Source organism: Mesorhizobium sp. RIZ17, from assembly GCF_051127865.1.
GTDB classification, from domain to species: domain Bacteria; phylum Pseudomonadota; class Alphaproteobacteria; order Rhizobiales; family Rhizobiaceae; genus Mesorhizobium; species Mesorhizobium humile.
Genome location: NZ_CP147861.1, coordinates 5,690,911 through 5,706,432, shown reverse-complemented (window position 1 = coordinate 5,706,432; position 15,522 = coordinate 5,690,911). Strand labels below are relative to the sequence as shown.

The window sequence follows — 15,522 nt, the reverse complement described above, 5'->3', positions numbered from 1 at the left end:
CCACTTTCGGCGGGTGCGCGGTCAATCCGATGTCGGGCCGCACCAGCCAGGCAGATAGTCCGCGTCCTTGCTCCTGGCGAGCGCCAAGGCATCCTTCATCGCCTTGTCGAAATTCTTCGCGACCGCGTTGCGGTCGATGCGGCGGCGCAGGAAATCCGCCCAGATGAACTCGCTGAACGGCGTCGTGTCCTTGGCGTAACCGCCCTGGCGGCGCAGTTCGCCCGCCATGCTCCGGTAGGGATCGTCGACCAGCTCGCCGATGGTCTTAGGGATCGCCGCGTAATCGCGGCGCCGACCGTTCTCGTCGAACGGGTGCATCCAGCCGCGATTGTCGAGCACGAAAAGAAACGCGTCCTTGTCGAGCGCGGACAGGTCGCTGATCACGGTCACCAGCACGTCCTTGACGCCTTCCTCGAGCAGGGCGCGGGCGAGATGATGGTGATCGGTGACGTAGTTGCGGTTTTTGGGGCCCAGCACCACCGGCACCATGTGTCTGCCGAGAAAGGCGCCGGTCTTCTTCTTTGCGTCTTGCGCCCGGATCATCTGGCGCTTCAGCCCGACCTCCCGCATGCCGACCGTTATCTGCGTAGGCCGCAAGTCCTCGACGGGGACCGGGGTCACAATGGGTTCTCGGGGATCGATCATGGCACTCCATCCTGTTTCTGCTGTTGCGGTTTTCCCGGACCAAGTGATTTGATCGCCGCGTCGACGCTGTGGAATATGCGCTCTGTGCCGACGATTTCAGCGATGCCGAACCGCTTCAGCGCCGCCTGGGCGCGCAGCGATTCCATGCGCGCGATCGCAAAGACCGCGCCTTTGTCGCGACAATGGCGGATGGTGTCGATCAGCGCCTGGGCGGCGGTGTAGTCGATCTCGACGATGTTGCTGGCTTCCAGCACCACCAGTTTCAGTTCCTCGCTGGCGTCGATCAGGTTACTCAGGCCACGCTTGAAACGGTCGGCATTGACGAAGGAAAGCGGTGCCTGGAACGCTGCCACCAGCACGCCGGGATGCTGCTCGCCCGCGCTGAAATCGCCCGGCGGCCACCAGACCGACGTGCCCGGTACCTGCGCCAGCTCGATCGGCTCGGTGCGCGTCGAGCCCCAGATCCCGTGCAGCAGCGACAGGCCGATGCCGATCGCGACGCCGGTTTCGATCGGCAGGACGACGATGGCGATCATCGTGATCAGGATCAGCGCGAACTCGCCCTTCGCCTGGCGCCAGACCTTGGCGAACACCTGCCAGCGCAGGATATGCTGGGCCACGAACATCAGCACGCCGGCGAGCGCGGCCTGCGGCACATTGGCAAGCAGGCCGCCACCGAAGGCGCCGAGCGCCAAGACGATGGCCGCCGCGATCAGGCCCGAGAACTGCGAGTGACCACCTGTCTGGGCGACGATGGCCGTGCGCGGCGGGCTGGCGTTAACGGCAAAGGCGCCGAACAGGCCGGACAGGATGCTGCCCGCGCCGACACCGACGAAGTCGCGGTTGACGTCCGGCGCGTCGCTGTCCCGCGGCGCGAAGGAGCGGCTGGTGGCCGCCGTCTGCACCATGACGACGATGGCGATCAGCAGCGCGAGAGGGACAAGCGCCTGTGCGTCCTGGAAGTCAACGGTCGGCATGCCTGGGGCCGGCAACCCGTTCGGCAAGGCGCCGAGCACTTCGACGCCCCGGTTCTTCAAGTCGAAGGCGATGACTGCAAGCGTCGCCAGAACCATGCCGATCAACGCGGCCGGAATCCGAGCGCTGATATGCTCCGAGACGAAGACGATGCCGAACACGCCGAGCCCAAGCGCCAGGCTCCACGGATTGGTGAGGTGGAGATTGGTCGCGATTTCGCCGATGCGCCGCACCGTCTCGCCACCTTCCGTCGGCAGACCAAGCAGACCCGGCAGCTGCGAGACGATGATATGGACGGAAATGCCGGCGAGGAACCCGGTCGTGACTGGCACGGACAGGAGATCGGCGATCCAGCCGAGACGGAAAACGCCGCTGAGCGTCACCAGCAGCCCCACCATCAGCGCCAGCATGGCCGCCAGCGCCAGGTAATGCGGCGAGCCGGACGTGGCGATCAGCGCCAGCCCGCCGGCGAACAAGGGCGTGATCGTCGAATCCGCCCCGGCCGACAAATGCCGGTTGGCGCCGAACAGCGCGAAGGCCAGCGAGCCGGCGACGAAGGCAAAGAAGCCGATCTCCGGCGCGAAGCCGCCGAGGCGCGCCGTCGCCATCTGCTCGGGAATGGCGATCGCGGCCAGTGTGATGCCGGCCGCCAGATCGCCGTTGAGGTCCTTGACGCTCCAGCCGCTCAGCGCCCGCAAGGGCAGCCATGAGGCCAGGTTCACAGCACTTGCGGTTTTTGCCCGATCCATCGCCGACCTTGCCGCATGACGGCGAAAACGACGGTGGCCATATCGTCGCAATCAGCGGTATCCATTTGAAATTACCATCAAAATTGTCTCTGGAAAAGTCCGGCCGAGATTGGAGTTTCGGCAAGGCTTCCTATATAAGCATGCAGTGATTCCCGACTGGATTGTGACCTGATTTGACCGACCAGAAGACACCGCGCGGGCCGGACGGCGGCCCCACCGGCATCGAGCCGATTTCGATCATCGAGGAGATGCAGCGCTCCTATCTCGATTACGCCATGAGCGTGATCGTCAGCCGCGCGCTTCCCGACGTGCGCGATGGCCTGAAGCCCGTGCATCGCCGCATCCTCTATGCCTCGCATGAGAGCGGCTACCACTGGAACCGCAAATATGTGAAGTCGGCCCGCCCGGTCGCCGACGTGATGGGTAAATACCATCCGCATGGCGACGCCTCGATCTATGATGCGTTGGTACGCATGGCGCAGGACTGGTCGCTGCGCGTGCCGCTGATCGACGGTCAAGGCAATTTCGGTTCGATCGACGGCGATCCGCCGGCGGCGATGCGCTATACCGAGTCCAGGCTCACCAAGGTCGCGCATGAGCTCCTGGAGGACATCGACAAGGAAACCGTCGATTTCCAGGACACTTACGATGCGTCCGGCAGCGAGCCCAAGGTGCTGCCGGCCCGTTTCCCGAACCTTCTGGTCAATGGCTCCGGCGGCATTGCCGTCGGTATGGCCACCAACATCCCGCCGCACAATCTCACCGAGGTCTGCAACGGCGCCATCGCCCTGATCGACAATCCGGCGATCGACCTGACGGCGTTGATGGAGATCGTGCCCGGTCCGGATTTCCCGACCGGCGGCATCGTGCTCGGCCGTTCCGGCATCTACAACGCCTATTCGACGGGCCGCGGCTCGATCGTCATGCGTGGCCGCGTCGAGATCGAGCAGCGCGGCAATGACCGTGAATCCATCATCGTCACCGAGATTCCCTATCAGGTGAACAAGGCCTCGATGATCGAGAAGATGGCCGAACTGGTGCGCGACAAGCGCATCGAGGGTATCTCCGACATCCGCGACGAGAGCGACCGCCAGGGCTACCGTGTCGTCGTCGAACTGAAGCGCGACGCCGTGGCCGACGTTGTCCTCAACCAGCTCTATCGCTTCACGCCGCTGCAGACGTCGTTCGGCGCCAATATGGTGGCGCTCAACGGTGGCAAGCCGGAAGTGCTGACGCTGATCGACATGCTGAAGGCCTTTGTCAGCTTCCGCGAGGAAGTCGTCAGCCGTCGCACGAAGTACCTGCTGCGCAAGGCGCGCGAGCGGGCGCATGTGTTGGTCGGTCTGGCGATTGCCGTCGCCAATATCGACGAGGTGATCAAGCTCATCCGCACCGCGCCCGATCCGCAGACGGCGCGCGAGCAGTTGATGGAGCGGCGCTGGCCCTCGCACGACGTCGCGCCGCTGATCAAGCTGATCGACGATCCGCGCCACCGCATCAACGAGGACGGCACCTACAATCTCTCCGAGGAGCAGGCTCGCGCCATCCTCGAACTGCGCCTGCAGCGCCTGACCGCGCTGGGTCGCGACGAGATCGCCGACGAGTTGAACCAGATCGGCGCCGAGATCGTTGATTTCCTTGACATTTTGTCGTCGCGTGCTCGTATCCAGCAAATCGTCAAGGACGAGCTGGTCGCTGTCCGCGACGAGTTCGGCACGCCGCGCCGCACCGAGCTCTCCGACGGCGGCTCGGATATGGAAGACGAGGATCTGATCCAGCGCGAGGACATGGTCGTCACCGTCAGCCATTCCGGCTACATCAAGCGCGTGCCGCTCTCGCTCTACCGGGCGCAGCGCCGCGGCGGCAAGGGCCGCTCCGGCATGTCGACCAAGGAAGAGGATTTCGTCACCCGGCTGTTCGTCGCCAACACGCATACGCCGGTGCTGTTCTTCTCCTCGCGCGGCATCGTCTATAAGGAGAAGGTCTGGCGGCTGCCGATCGGCAACCCGCAATCGCGTGGCAAGGCGCTGATCAACATGCTGCCGCTGGAGCAGGGCGAGCGCATCACCACGATCATGCCGCTGCCGGAGGACGAGACCAGCTGGGGCGAGCTCGACGTGATGTTCGCCACCACGCGCGGCACCGTGCGCCGCAACAAGCTCAGCGACTTCGTCCAGGTCAATCGCAACGGCAAGATCGCCATGAAGCTGGAGGAAGAGGGCGACGAGATTCTCGGCGTCGAGACCTGCACCGACAATGACGATGTGCTTCTGACGGCGAATTCCGGCCAGTGCATCCGCTTCCCGGTCTCCGATGTTCGTGTCTTCCAGAGCCGCAATTCGGTCGGCGTTCGCGGCATAACCATGGCCGAGACCGACCGCATCATCTCGATGTCGGTGATCGAGAATGTGGATGCGTCACCCGCCGAGCGGGCCGCCTATCTCAAGCGCGCCGCGGCCGAGCGTCGGCTGGCAGTCGGCGCTGCCGGCGAGGAAGAAGAAATCGCGCTGACCAATGAGGAAATCGGCGAGGAGGCCGAGCTCTCCGAGGAGCGCTACGAATTCCTCAAGGCGCATGAAAAGCTCGTGCTGACGGTGACCGAATATGGCTACGGCAAGCGGTCGTCGTCCTACGATTTCCGCCTGACGGGCCGCGGCGGCAAGGGCATCCGCGCCACCGATGTGTCGAAGGTAGCTGAGATCGGCCGGCTGGTCGCGACCTTCCCGGTCGGCAATGACGATCAGATCATGCTGGTTTCGGACGGCGGCACGGTCATCCGCGTGCCGGTCAACGGCATACGCTTCGCCAGCCGCGCCACCAAGGGCGTGACGATCTTCAATACGGCCGAAGGCGAGAAGGTTGTGTCGGTGGAGCGGATTTCGGAGCCGCAGTCGGACGAAGAGGCCGAGGACGTAGCCTCGGGCGAAAGCGGCGCGGACGATACGGGCGAAAGCGAATAGGTTCGTCCAGGTTTCACCGGCCCGTTTGGGCCGGTTCGGTCATGGCGGGGATCAGTGGCGACGGTAAACGTTGCGATGGGCGAAACCATCGAGCCGCTTGGTATTGACCTTGACGCGCACCCGCGCTGCTTCCTGATGCAACCCGAATGCAGTCGCGATCAGCATCACGATGGTCATTGCTGTAGCAAGCATGTAGATCAGCATTTGCGTGTTCTCCTGCACCTTACAACGATAAGATGGGAATTTGGTTTCATCCCTTGAAGCGGCAACCTAGTGAACGCTGCGTGAAACGTTCGTGATCGTCGCATTCATCTGTCGTTCATCGGGGCGAAAAGGTTCACGCACGCCTCGTCAATCGGATTTGCCTTTGTTTGAGAGGCTCGCTAGAAGCCTGCCATGACCGAACGCACCGCCCTTTACGCCGGCTCCTTCGACCCGCTGACCAATGGCCATCTCGACGTGCTCAAGGCGTCGCTAGCGGTGGCGGATACCGTCTATGCGGCGATCGGCATTCATCCTGGCAAGAAGCCGTTGTTTTCCTTCGAGGAACGCGTGAAGCTGATCGAGGCCGCGACCAAGGCCGAATTCGGCCGCGACAGCGACCGCATCAAGGTCGTGTCCTTCGACGGGCTGGTCATCGACGCTTCCCGCAAGCATGGCGCCTCGATCATGATCCGGGGGCTGCGCGACGGCACCGACCTCGATTACGAAATGCAGATGGCCGGCATGAACGAGACGATGGCGCCGGAACTGCAGACGGTTTTTCTGCCCGCCAGCCCGTCGGTGCGCACCATTACCGCCACACTTGTGCGCCAGATTGCGTCGATGGGCGGCGACATCCGCCCATTCGTGCCAGCGGCCGTTGCCGGCGCGCTCACCGCCAAGTTCACCAAATAGGCTTTCCGGAGATTCCTATGCAGCTGAAGAAGCTCGCTTCGTTCCTTGTCGTGCTTGCCGGCCTTTTCGCGGCATCCATTTTTTCGGCATCCGGCCCGGCCGTCGCCGCCGACAAGGAAAACACCATGATCATCACGCTCAAGGATGGCGACGTGACGATTGCGCTGCGTCCCGATCTGGCGCCGAAGCATGTCGCGCAGATCAAGAAGCTGGTGCGCGACGGCGCTTATAACAATGTCGCCTTCCACCGCGTCATCGACGGGTTCATGGCGCAGACCGGCGACGTCAAGTTCGGCAACATGAAGAAGGGGTTCAACCCCGAAGCCGTCGGCACCGGCGGTTCCGATCTTCCCGACCTGCCGGCCGAGTTCTCGCAGAGCGAGCAGTTCACGCGCGGCGTGCTCGGCATGGCCCGTTCGCAGGACCCGAATTCGGCGAACTCGCAATTCTTCATCATGTTCGCGCCGGCGCCGAACCTCGATGGCCAGTACACCATCGTCGGCAAGGTCGTCGGCGGCATGGACCTCGTGGACAAGATCAAGAAGGGCGACGAGGCCGACAACGGCACGGTCACCGACCCCGACCGCATGATCAAGGTTCGCATCGCCGCCGACAGCAAATAACTCCCTCAATTTTCAAAAGGATTTCCTGACATGGCTGAGATCAAGGATCGCGAGAACGCGCTCATCATGGAAACGACCAAGGGACAGGTCGTCATCGAGATGTACCCTGAATTGGCGCCCGGCCACGTCGCGCGCATCAAGGAACTGGCGCGTGAAGGCGCCTATGACGGCGTGGTGTTCCACCGCGTCATCGACGGCTTCATGGCGCAGACCGGCGACGTCAAGTTCGGCAATTCAAGCAAGCCCACCTATGCGCCGTCGCGCGCGGGCATGGGCGGCTCCGACAAGCCGGACCTGAAGGCCGAGTTCTCCAACGCCAATCACGGTCGCGGCGCCTGCTCGATGGCCAGAGCCCAGAACCCGAATTCGGCGAATTCGCAGTTCTTCATCTGCTTCGACGATGCCGCTTTCCTCAACCGCCAGTACACGGTGTGGGGCCAGGTCATCGAAGGCATGGAGAATGTCGACAAGATCAAGCGCGGCGAGCCGGTGCAGGATCCCGACAAGATCGTCTCGCTGAAAGTCGCGGCGGACGTCAAGTAAAGGCGGAACGATGATGGGCGCTGTCTGGTCCCTGCTCGGCATATTGTCCGGCGCCTTCATCGCCATCCAGGCGCCGATCAATTCGCAGCTGGCGAAGGGCCTCGGCCTTCCGGTCGCGGCGGCGGCATTCTCCTTCCTGTCGGGCGCTATCGTTCTCGGCATTATCGCCTTCGCGGTGGTGAGGCTGCAGGGCATATCGCTCGACTGGAAGGCGCCGGCACCCTGGCTGTTCATCGCGGGCGGTATGCTCGGCGGCTTCTATGTCACGCTCTCCACCATTCTTACGCCGCGCATCGGCGCGGCGGCGCTGATGGCCTTCCTGGTCGCCGGGCAGCTGCTTGCCGGCATGCTGATCGACCGCGCCGGTTTCCTTGGCGTGGCGGTGCGCGAAATCTCGCTTGGCCGCGTCGCCGGCGCCGTGCTCTTGCTTGCCGGGGCGCTGCTCATCCGGCTCTACTGATGCGCGTCGACCTGTTCGACTTCGACCTGCCGGAAGAGCGCATCGCGCTTCGCCCGGCCGAGCCGCGCGACGGCGCCAGGCTTCTGGTCGTCAAACCGGGCGAAACGATGCAAGACCGGCTTGTCAGCGAATTGCCGGCTCTGCTTCGCGAAGGCGACGTGCTGGTGTTCAACGACACCAAGGTTATCCCGGCGCAATTGAAGGGCGTGCGCAAGCGCGGCGAGGCGGTGGCGCAGGTCGAGGCGACGCTGCATATGCGCGTGGCGCCGGACCGCTGGCAGGCCTTCATGCGGCCGGGCAAGCGCATCGCCGCCGGCGACCGCATCCATTTCGGCCATGACGGCAGTTCCTGCTTTTTGGGCCAGCTCGACGCCACGGTGATCGAGAAGGGCGAGGCGGGCGAGGCGCTGCTCGGCTTCGACCTTTCCGGGCCATTCCTCGACGAGGCGCTGCACGCCGTCGGCCATATTCCGCTGCCGCCCTATATCGCCTCGAAGCGCGACGACGACGAGCGCGACCGCGCCGACTACCAGACCATCTATGCCAGGGAAGAGGGCGCGGTCGCTGCCCCCACCGCCGGCCTGCATTTCACGCCGGAGCTGTTTGCCGCGCTCGACGCCAGGGGTGTCGATCGCCGCTTCGTCACGCTGCATGTCGGCGCCGGCACCTTCCTGCCGGTCAAAGCGGACGACACGGTCGATCACAAGATGCATGCCGAGACTGGCTCGGTAAGCGCGGAGACGGCGGCGGCGCTCAACGCGGCCAAGGCACGGGGAAGGCGGATCGTCTGCGTCGGCACGACATCGCTGCGGCTTTTGGAAAGTGCCGCGCGCGACGACGGCGGGATCGACCCGTGGTCCGGACCGACCGACATCTTCATCACGCCCGGCTACCGCTTCCGGACGGCCGACATGCTGATGACCAATTTCCATCTGCCGCGCTCGACGCTCTTCATGCTGGTCTCGGCCTTCAGCGGGCTTGAGACGATGCGCTCGGCCTATGCGCATGCCATCGAGAACCGCTACAGGTTCTACTCCTACGGCGACGCAAGCCTGCTTTACCGGGCGGAGACGAGCGATGGACGATGATCTCGACAGCATGGACCGCGATATGCTGACCGCGGAGGTGAAGAAGCTGCGCGCCGGCATCCGCGCTCATCGCGACACGACCGGGCATGATCTGTGCTGGCATCACCCCGACCTCTGGGACCTTTTGCCGGAAAAGACCGAGCCGTCGATCGCCGTGCCGCCATGGCCGAAATTCATGCGCGGCTGCATCCGCTACCGGCAGTCGCTCGACGAGCAGGCGGCCGGCGCTCCGGTGCACGACAAGGAATTCAATGGCTGAGACTTTTTCCTTCAAGGTGCTTGCCGCCGACGGCAAGGCACGGCGCGGCCTTGTCTCGATGCCGCGCGGCGAGATCCGCACGCCGGCCTTCATGCCGGTCGGCACCGGCGGCACCGTCAAGGCCATGTATATGGACCAGGTGCGCGGCGTCGGCGCCGACATCATCCTCGGCAACACCTACCATTTGATGCTGCGGCCCGGCGCCGAGCGCGTGGCCCGGCTCGGCGGCCTGCACGAGTTCGCCCGCTGGCCTTATCCGATCCTGACCGACAGCGGCGGCTTCCAGGTGATGTCGCTGTCGAAGCTGAGGAAGCTGACCGAACAGGGCGTCACCTTCCGCTCGCATATCGACGGCGCGCCCTACGAGATGTCGCCGGAGCGGTCGATCGAGATCCAGGGGCTGCTCGATTCCGACATCCAGATGCAGCTCGACGAATGCACAGCGCTTCCCGCCAAGCCCAAGGAGATCGAGCGCGCCATGGAATTGTCGCTGCGCTGGGCCGAGCGCTGCAAGGCGGCCTTCGGCGACCAGCCGGGCAAGGCGATGTTCGGCATCGTCCAGGGCGGCGACAGCGCGGCCTTGCGCGTGCGCTCCGCTCAGGCGCTGAAGGCGATGGACTTGAAAGGCTATGCCGTCGGCGGGCTGGCGGTCGGCGAGCCGCAGCCGGTGATGCTGGAGATGCTCGACATCACCTGCCCGGAGCTGCCGGCCGACAAGCCGCGCTACCTGATGGGCGTCGGCACGCCTGACGATATCCTGAAATCGGTGGCGCGCGGCATCGACATGTTCGACTGCGTAATGCCGACGCGCGCCGGCCGCCATGGCCTTGCCTATACGCGCCGCGGCAAGGTCAATCTCAGGAACGCCCGCCATGCCGACGATCCGCGGCCGCTCGACGAGGAAAGCGATTGCCCGGCCGCGCGCGATTATTCGCGCGCCTACCTGCATCACCTCGTACGCTCGCAGGAGGCGCTCGGCGCCATGCTGCTGACCTGGAACAACCTGTCCTATTATCAGAGGCTGATGCAGGACATCCGCGCGGCCGTCGAGGCGCAGGCTTTTGAAGCGCGCGCCGCCGAGATCACCGAAGGCTGGGCACGGGGCGATATCCCGGCCCTTTGATTGGAGCAATTCCAGGAAAAGCGTGAGCGGTTGGGCTCGGCGACTTCGCCGTAGCCTTCCGTCCGGAATTGCGTCAAACAAAGAGATGGGGCGTTTCGCCGTTTCTATGAAACGGTGAAACGCACCAGTGAAGCCGTCAGAGAACCTTTCATAAATCAGATGAGGAGTAAGTATCCCTTGCCATATCGAGGCAAAGGGCGGCACGGCTTTGGTGAAAATAGACGCGTCGACTGCTGACGATCATGTAGCAGGCGCTAATGTCGGCCGGTCAGGATCGGCGGCGATCCGGCCATGGAGCTACAGTCTATTACTCGTAATTTCAGCGGTCGTTCTTGCCGGCTTGACCTTGCGTCTGCTCGGCGCGCGCGGGGACCTCTGGCACGATGAGATCTGGAGCATCGTGCTGCTGAAGCCCCTGACGTCGGTCGACCAGATATTCTGGCGCATAAACCACGACAACAATCACTTCCTGAATTCGATATATCAGTATGTCGTCGGCCCCGATGCCGCGCCGCTCGTCCAGCGCGGCCTGTCGATAACGCTTGGTGCGTGCACCGTCATTGCGGCCGCGGCGATATCGCGCGGACGCTGGGCCATGGTTGCGTCGGCGCTGCTGTTTGCCGTGAGCTACCCGATGGTCCACTACGGCTCGGAGGCGCGCGGCTATGCCGGCCTGGTGCTGTTCACGATCGTTTCCGTGGGTCTTCTGGAGCGCTGGTTCGACAAGCGGGGGCCGTATAGCATCGCTCTTGCCATCGCCATTCTGCTTGGCTTCCTTTCCCATCTGACGATGATCGAAGCGGTAGCGGTGCTCGCGGTCTGGACAATGTGGCTAAGCTGGCGACGCAGCCGCAGCCTGATTGTCGTCAACAGGGACGTTATCCAGGCCTTCCTGCCTGCTTTCCTAGCCGTGCTTCCGCTCGCCGCGGCAATCCTCGTGGGCGCGCGATTGTTCAGCTTCAACGTCGGCGGGTATTCGTCCTTCTCGCTTGAGAAGTTCGCCGCCGGCTATGGCGGAATGATCCGCTATCTTTTCGGTCTGCCGGACTGGATCGGCGACTGGACATGCGTCGCGATCGTTTGCGCCCTGGTTTTGGCATATGCAGGCGTCTCGCGCGATCGCCGGGCCAGTCTCTATGTTGTCGGCGTCGTCGGGCTGCCTGCCTTGATGGCGGCCGCGCATCTGCCGAATCTCGAATTCCCGCGCTATTTCATCGTCAGCGGAGCCTTGTTGCTGCTTTGGGCTGGAGAGATGATCGGACGCGGCTTCGACGCCGGCGGTGTGAGAAGGCTTTGCGCCGCCGGGGTGCTCATGCTTGTGGCCGGCGGCAACGTGGCGTTGCTGGCTCGTTTCTATGAGCAAGGGCGCGGTTCCTATTCCAGCATGGTGGACGAGATGACAAGGAGCGGCGCCGCCACATATGCCACCAACGCCGATTTCCGCACCGGCATGGTTGTCGATTATTTCGCGGCGCGCATGGGCCGCCAGGCCTCGCTCGTCACCCAGGACAAGATTTGCGCCGGGCGCGCCGACTGGCTCGTTCTCGAAGGTGATCCCCAAAAACAGCCGGAGCGCGTGGGCTTCGATTGCGCGCTTGCCTACGAACGAGCCGGAGCCTCGACCTACTGGGGTCTCTCCGGTTTGGGCAGGACACTCTATAGCCGCCGGGATTGAGCGGTGATGCAGGACATCCGGGCGGCCGTCGAGGTGCGGGCTTTGAAGCGACCCCGCCGAGATCACCGAAGGCTGGGCGAGAGGCGACCTGGCTGCGCTATAATTGTGGATCGGCAAGCGCGACAACTCTCTTGAATTGTGCAAAGCTTTTGCCGATCTAGGATTGACGGTGGGCGGAGCCGACCCTCGAGGAAGTACATGCTATGGTGGCCGACAAAAAAGTGAAATCCGCGATCTCGAAGGTGGTTCGTGAGAAGATTCATAGTGGGAAAATTCTAAATGTCGTTGTCAATAGAGATACGACTACCGACGGCGATAATATTCTAAATGTTTTTGTGGTATTTGAGAGTAAAAATAATAAGATAGACGCAAAAGAAACCGTCGGAATTACTCGGCAAGTTCGAAATAACCTTTCAGAAATCGGTGAAGAAAGCTTTCCAATTTTCTTCTATGTTGAAAAGTCGGAGGCGGGAGACTTAGCTGAGGCCAAGTGATCTTCTCAATACGGCGAAATTTCTAGCTACCGCGGGGAAGGGTAAGCCGTCTCAGGCCAATCTGCGACGCTCTGCCAGCACCACGTACTATGCGATGTTTCATTGCATGGCTCGTACCTGTGCGAATCTCCTGATAGGGGGCGTTGGTGCGGAAAGAAGTAAACACGCTTGGGTAGAGGTTTATCGCTCCCTGGCGCATGGCACTGCGAAAAGCGCTTGTGAAGACAAGAAAACGATGGGTAAATTCCCAGCTCAAATTGATGATTTCGCTAATAAATTTGTCGAAATGCAGAGCAAGCGGCACGAGGCGGATTACAATCCGGAAGCAAAGTTCTACAGGTCTGACGTCCTTGCTGACATCGAAAGCGTCAAGATTGTTATCGATAATTTTTCCATGGCCTCGACAAAGGACCGAAGAGCCTTCGCTTCCTGGGTTCTTTTTAGAAACACGAAAAAGAATTAGTCGTTCCCCCTCAGGTGCTGACCGAAGTCGAAGCGCGCAGGCTGCAGCCGGTGATCTTGAAACTGCCGTCCGCCTGCTGCTGCAGCGTATAGACCGCCTCATAGTCCTTGCCGTCGGGCCCGACGATCAGCACCTGCTGGACGATCGAACCGGGCCCGGTCTCTTCGACCTTGCCGAAGGAATAGGATTGGGGCTTGCGCACCGGCGCGTAGCCATTGGTCACCATGTTCATGAAGGTGTCGACGGTCGGAAAGATCTGCTTCACGTTCGGCGCGGCGAAGCTGTAGGCGGTGGCGCCGTCATCGGCGATGAAGGCTTTCAGTTGGCCGTCTATGGCCGTCTGCGCGGCCTTGATCTCGGCATCGCCGGCAAAGGCAAGCGAAGCTATCAACATCGGAACAAGAGCTAGTGCGAACAATGCGCGGCGCATGGCCTGCCTCCCGGAACTCGCGCTTGGCGAATGCAATCTAACATACGCGCTTCGGCATGGCCTGGTTTCACCGAGCTGCGAAGATTCCGCCATTTCGGCGTCGGGAGGCGGGATCAGCTACTCTTTGAGGTGCGCGGTGCGTGAAGCTTGAAAGCCGGGCGGCAGTCTGCCACAAGGGCCGCTTAATCTTGAAGCAGGCTGGCAGGACCGGGCAATGAAGGCATTTTTCGTGCAGATCAAGTGCGACCTGGGCAAGTCCTATGAGGTCGCCAGCGCGCTCGCCGATGCCGAGATCGCCTCCGAGATATACTCGACCGCCGGCAATTACGACCTGCTCGCCAAATTCTATATCGACGACGAGGAAGACGTCGGCCACTTCGTCAACGAGCGGGTGCAGATTCTGCCTGGAATCAAGGACACCTTCACGATCGTGACCTTCCGGGCGTTCTGACGGACCTGGCGATGCCCCGCCGGGAAGCAGCAGCTGACCCGGCCTTGCCGCTGGTGCCTTAAATTTAGGCAATTCGCATAGAGCGGACCCCATCGGCTCTTAAATCACCGATTGCCCTTGATTTTCTCCGGCTAGGCCAGTGAAATGGCCTGAGAGGGGAGTAAGCGATTGGCAGCTTTCGACGAAATGCTTCCGGAAGTTTCCGGATTGAGAAGACCTTATGAGGCTTACGATCGCTGGCTGAAGGAGCAGGACCCGGCCAGGCTTACCCAGAAAATGCAGGACGCCGAGCGCGTCTTTCGCAAGACCGGCATCACCTTCGCCGTCTATGGCGAGCAGGAAGCTTCCGAGCGGCTGATCCCTTTCGACATCGTCCCGCGCATCCTCTCCGGCCAGGAATGGCGCCGGCTGACGCAAGGCATCGAGCAGCGCGTGCAGGCGCTGAACGCATTTCTCGACGATATCTACCACCGCCAGGAGATCCTGCGCGCCGGGCGCGTGCCGAGGGAGCTCGTCGCCAAGAACGAGGCCTTCCTGCCCGAGATGATCGGGGTCAGGCCTCCGGCCGGCGTCTACACCCATATCATCGGCGTCGATATCGTGCGCATCTCGGAGAACGAGTTCTACGTGCTGGAGGACAATGCCCGCACGCCGTCCGGCGTCTCCTACATGCTGGAGAACCGCGAGACGATGATGCAGCTCTTTCCGGAGCTGTTCCAGAAGATCAAGGTGCGGCCGGTCGAGAACTATCCGCAACTCCTGCGCCAATCGCTCGCCGCGGTGCGGCCGCAAAGCGCCAAAGGCGCACCGACCATCGCCGTGCTGACGCCGGGTTCCTACAACTCGGCCTATTTCGAGCACGCCTTCCTCGCTGACCAGATGGGCGTGCAGCTCGTCGAGGGGCAGGATCTGCGCGTCGTCGACGGCCATGTCGCGATGCGCACCACCGAAGGCTACAAGCAGATCGACGTGCTCTACCGGCGCGTCGACGACAACTTCCTCGATCCGCTGACCTTCCGGCCGGACTCCGCGCTCGGCGTGCCGGGCATCATGGATGTCTACCGCGCCGGCAACATCACCATCGCCAATGCGCCCGGCACCGGCATCGCCGACGACAAGGCGATCTATTCCTACATGCCGGAGATCGTCGAGTTCTACACCGGACGCAAGGCGATCCTCGGCAACATCCCGACCTGGCGATGCTCGGAGCCGGACAGCCTGAAATACGTCCTGGAGCACATCAGCGAGCTGGTGATCAAGGAAGTACATGGCTCAGGCGGCTACGGCATGCTGGTCGGCCCGGCGGCGACCAAGAAGGAATGCCAGGAGTTCGCCAAGAAGCTGCAGGCAAAACCCTCGAACTACATCGCCCAGCCGACACTGGCGCTGTCGACCTGCCCGATCCTGACCGAAAAGGGCCTGTCGCCACGCCATGTCGATCTTCGGCCTTACGTGCTGGTCTCCGATCGCATCCAGATCGTGCCGGGCGGCTTGACGCGTGTCGCCCTGAAGGAAGGCTCGCTGGTTGTGAACTCATCACAAGGTGGCGGGACGAAGGACACGTGGGTGTTGGATGATTGAAACAGCGAATAGCGAGTAGTGAGTAGGCAGTAGGCAGTAGTGGAAGGATAGGGGACAGGGAAATGCCATATTCCATTGAGGTTCAAATGTTTACTACTCCCTACTG

The 15,522-nt window shown here is 62.5% G+C and carries 17 protein-coding genes; 13 read left to right on the top strand and 4 right to left on the bottom strand.

Features of this window, described 5'->3' with window-relative positions; all coding sequences use genetic code 11:
* Positions 1–21: 21 nt before the first annotated feature.
* Complete coding sequence (locus WDX12_RS27800; protein WP_320295764.1) at positions 22–645, bottom strand: ParB-like protein; 624 nt, start codon at positions 643–645, stop codon at positions 22–24.
* Positions 642–2,369: a SulP family inorganic anion transporter gene (locus WDX12_RS27795; protein ID WP_434722730.1), complete on the bottom strand. Its 1,728-nt coding sequence runs from the start codon at positions 2,367–2,369 to the stop codon at positions 642–644. Before WDX12_RS27795 ends, WDX12_RS27800 begins: the two co-directional genes overlap by 4 nt.
* Before the next feature lie 173 nt (positions 2,370–2,542).
* On the opposite strand from WDX12_RS27795, the gene gyrA reads away from it, so the two are divergent.
* The gene (gene gyrA, locus WDX12_RS27790; RefSeq protein WP_320295762.1) at positions 2,543–5,329 is read left to right on the top strand and encodes a DNA gyrase subunit A; all 2,787 of its coding nucleotides are present in this window, start codon (positions 2,543–2,545) and stop codon (positions 5,327–5,329) included.
* A 51-nt stretch (positions 5,330–5,380) separates the two neighbouring features.
* Here the strand turns inward: gyrA and WDX12_RS27785 are convergent, their stop codons facing one another.
* Positions 5,381–5,533, bottom strand: coding sequence for a hypothetical protein (locus WDX12_RS27785; protein ID WP_127883694.1), 153 nt, complete (start codon positions 5,531–5,533; stop codon positions 5,381–5,383).
* Positions 5,534–5,725: 192 nt separating this feature from the next.
* Between WDX12_RS27785 and coaD the strand changes: the two genes are divergently transcribed.
* The 10 genes from coaD to WDX12_RS27735 all read left to right on the top strand — a co-directional run bounded on the left by coaD (position 5,726) and on the right by WDX12_RS27735 (position 12,954).
* Entirely contained in the window at positions 5,726–6,226 is a 501-nt protein-coding gene (gene coaD, locus WDX12_RS27780) for a pantetheine-phosphate adenylyltransferase (protein WP_320295760.1), read from the top strand.
* A gap of 17 nt (positions 6,227–6,243) precedes the next feature.
* On the top strand, positions 6,244–6,849 hold the full coding sequence (locus tag WDX12_RS27775; protein ID WP_434722729.1) for a peptidylprolyl isomerase: 606 nt from the start codon (positions 6,244–6,246) through the stop codon (positions 6,847–6,849).
* A gap of 30 nt (positions 6,850–6,879) precedes the next feature.
* Complete coding sequence (locus WDX12_RS27770) at positions 6,880–7,392, top strand: peptidylprolyl isomerase (protein ID WP_040987166.1); 513 nt, start codon at positions 6,880–6,882, stop codon at positions 7,390–7,392.
* Between the two features lie 10 nt (positions 7,393–7,402).
* Positions 7,403–7,852, top strand: coding sequence for a DMT family transporter (locus tag WDX12_RS27765; RefSeq protein ID WP_434722728.1), 450 nt, complete (start codon positions 7,403–7,405; stop codon positions 7,850–7,852).
* Positions 7,852–8,940, top strand: a complete 1,089-nt coding sequence (queA, locus tag WDX12_RS27760; protein ID WP_434722727.1) for a tRNA preQ1(34) S-adenosylmethionine ribosyltransferase-isomerase QueA — start codon at positions 7,852–7,854, stop codon at positions 8,938–8,940. The genes WDX12_RS27765 and queA overlap by 1 nt, the downstream gene beginning before the upstream one ends.
* Positions 8,930–9,199 (top strand): hypothetical protein, encoded by a 270-nt coding sequence (locus tag WDX12_RS27755; protein WP_434722726.1) that lies wholly within the window; start codon positions 8,930–8,932, stop codon positions 9,197–9,199. The genes queA and WDX12_RS27755 overlap by 11 nt, the downstream gene beginning before the upstream one ends.
* The gene (tgt, locus tag WDX12_RS27750; protein ID WP_434722725.1) at positions 9,192–10,322 is read left to right on the top strand and encodes a tRNA guanosine(34) transglycosylase Tgt; all 1,131 of its coding nucleotides are present in this window, start codon (positions 9,192–9,194) and stop codon (positions 10,320–10,322) included. Before WDX12_RS27755 ends, tgt begins: the two co-directional genes overlap by 8 nt.
* Positions 10,323–10,668: 346 nt before the next feature.
* Positions 10,669–11,997 (top strand): hypothetical protein, encoded by a 1,329-nt coding sequence (locus WDX12_RS27745; RefSeq protein WP_434722724.1) that lies wholly within the window; start codon positions 10,669–10,671, stop codon positions 11,995–11,997.
* Between the two features lie 203 nt (positions 11,998–12,200).
* Positions 12,201–12,491 carry a hypothetical protein gene (locus tag WDX12_RS27740; protein WP_434722723.1) on the top strand — a complete coding sequence of 97 codons (291 nt, stop codon included), beginning with the start codon at positions 12,201–12,203 and terminating at the stop codon, positions 12,489–12,491.
* A gap of 106 nt (positions 12,492–12,597) precedes the next feature.
* Positions 12,598–12,954: a hypothetical protein gene (locus WDX12_RS27735; RefSeq protein ID WP_434722722.1), complete on the top strand. Its 357-nt coding sequence runs from the start codon at positions 12,598–12,600 to the stop codon at positions 12,952–12,954.
* Between the two features lie 10 nt (positions 12,955–12,964).
* On the opposite strand, the gene WDX12_RS27730 is transcribed toward WDX12_RS27735, so the two are convergent.
* A complete protein-coding gene (locus WDX12_RS27730; RefSeq protein WP_434722721.1) occupies positions 12,965–13,384 on the bottom strand; it encodes a DUF4864 domain-containing protein in 420 nt (139 codons plus the stop codon).
* A 214-nt stretch (positions 13,385–13,598) separates the two neighbouring features.
* Between WDX12_RS27730 and WDX12_RS27725 the strand changes: the two genes are divergently transcribed.
* Positions 13,599–13,835 carry an Lrp/AsnC ligand binding domain-containing protein gene (locus WDX12_RS27725; RefSeq protein ID WP_040995065.1) on the top strand — a complete coding sequence of 79 codons (237 nt, stop codon included), beginning with the start codon at positions 13,599–13,601 and terminating at the stop codon, positions 13,833–13,835.
* Positions 13,836–14,003: 168 nt separating this feature from the next.
* Positions 14,004–15,416: a circularly permuted type 2 ATP-grasp protein gene (locus WDX12_RS27720; protein ID WP_320295752.1), complete on the top strand. Its 1,413-nt coding sequence runs from the start codon at positions 14,004–14,006 to the stop codon at positions 15,414–15,416.
* The last annotated feature ends 106 nt before the right edge of the window (positions 15,417–15,522 follow it).

What these genes read in the sequence shown, in the direction of transcription:
- WDX12_RS27735 (WP_434722722.1), top strand. Translation starts at nt 12,598, where the DNA reads ATGGCTCGTACCTGTGCGAATCTCCTGATAGGGGGCGTTGGTGCGGAA.
- WDX12_RS27770 (WP_040987166.1), top strand. Translation starts at nt 6,880, where the DNA reads ATGGCTGAGATCAAGGATCGCGAGAACGCGCTCATCATGGAAACGACC.
- WDX12_RS27755 (WP_434722726.1), top strand. Translation starts at nt 8,930, where the DNA reads ATGGACGATGATCTCGACAGCATGGACCGCGATATGCTGACCGCGGAG.
- WDX12_RS27785 (WP_127883694.1), bottom strand. Translation starts at nt 5,533, where the DNA reads ATGCTGATCTACATGCTTGCTACAGCAATGACCATCGTGATGCTGATC.
- WDX12_RS27740 (WP_434722723.1), top strand. Translation starts at nt 12,201, where the DNA reads ATGGTGGCCGACAAAAAAGTGAAATCCGCGATCTCGAAGGTGGTTCGT.
- WDX12_RS27725 (WP_040995065.1), top strand. Translation starts at nt 13,599, where the DNA reads ATGAAGGCATTTTTCGTGCAGATCAAGTGCGACCTGGGCAAGTCCTAT.
- WDX12_RS27800 (WP_320295764.1), bottom strand. Translation starts at nt 645, where the DNA reads ATGATCGATCCCCGAGAACCCATTGTGACCCCGGTCCCCGTCGAGGAC.
- WDX12_RS27730 (WP_434722721.1), bottom strand. Translation starts at nt 13,384, where the DNA reads ATGCGCCGCGCATTGTTCGCACTAGCTCTTGTTCCGATGTTGATAGCT.
- WDX12_RS27765 (WP_434722728.1), top strand. Translation starts at nt 7,403, where the DNA reads ATGATGGGCGCTGTCTGGTCCCTGCTCGGCATATTGTCCGGCGCCTTC.
- coaD (WP_320295760.1), top strand. Translation starts at nt 5,726, where the DNA reads ATGACCGAACGCACCGCCCTTTACGCCGGCTCCTTCGACCCGCTGACC.
- queA (WP_434722727.1), top strand. Translation starts at nt 7,852, where the DNA reads ATGCGCGTCGACCTGTTCGACTTCGACCTGCCGGAAGAGCGCATCGCG.
- WDX12_RS27795 (WP_434722730.1), bottom strand. Translation starts at nt 2,369, where the DNA reads ATGGATCGGGCAAAAACCGCAAGTGCTGTGAACCTGGCCTCATGGCTG.
- tgt (WP_434722725.1), top strand. Translation starts at nt 9,192, where the DNA reads ATGGCTGAGACTTTTTCCTTCAAGGTGCTTGCCGCCGACGGCAAGGCA.
- WDX12_RS27775 (WP_434722729.1), top strand. Translation starts at nt 6,244, where the DNA reads ATGCAGCTGAAGAAGCTCGCTTCGTTCCTTGTCGTGCTTGCCGGCCTT.